Origin of the sequence: Halorubrum sp. SP3 (assembly GCF_005435195.1) — an archaeon.
GTDB lineage: Archaea > Halobacteriota > Halobacteria > Halobacteriales > Haloferacaceae > Halorubrum > Halorubrum sodomense.
This window is the reverse complement of sequence record NZ_SGTU01000219.1, coordinates 1-674: the sequence shown is the minus strand read 5'-3', so window position 1 is coordinate 674 and position 674 is coordinate 1. Positions and strand designations below refer to the sequence as shown.

The 674-nt window shown below is 59.9% G+C and carries 1 pseudogene; it reads left to right on the top strand.

Annotation, left to right across the window (positions count from 1 at the left end):
• Positions 1-23 precede the first annotated feature (23 nt).
• Positions 24-674 (top strand): annotated as a pseudogene (locus EXE42_RS16300) (hypothetical protein); the annotation flags it as partial.

Genomic DNA, 674 nt, shown 5'->3' with positions numbered 1-674 from the left:
CGGTTTACACGCCCACGAACAGCGTGGCCGAGTCTGACTTCTTCGACGCGTTCTCCGGTGAGAACGTCGCGATCGAAGGTGCTGAGGACGACGCGTTCGACATCGACGGCCCCGGCGTCAGCCGGACCCGTGGTTCCGGTTCGAACAGCCAGATTTACGTCCTCGATACGGACGACTTTGAGGTTGGTGAATACAACATCACCAACTCGGCTAACGAAGAAGTCGTTCTCAACATCCGCAGCCTCGGTCTCAGCGTAGAGGCCGACGAGGGTAACTTCACCACCAACGACGCCGTGACTGCGACAGTCACGTCCGATACGATCAATCGTGAGATCACGGCCGACCTGCTCGACTCTGACGGCGACGTTGTCGACACGGTCGATGCCACGATTGACAGTGACGGTGAGGTCTCCGTCGACTTCGGTACCCAGAGCGAGACGGGTACCTACACGATCGAAGTTACTGACGTCAACTCGGCAGTCACCGCCGAGTCCGGTGACTTCGACATCAACGAAGCCCCCGAGGGCGACGTTTCCTTCGAACAGGGCTTCATCACTGAGGAGCGCGGTGACACTGCGAACATCACAATCAACTTCCAGGGCGACATTGAGACCGCAACCCTCCGCGTCGGCGACGACGATGACCGCGAGGTACGCCGCGCCGAGCGTTCCGGA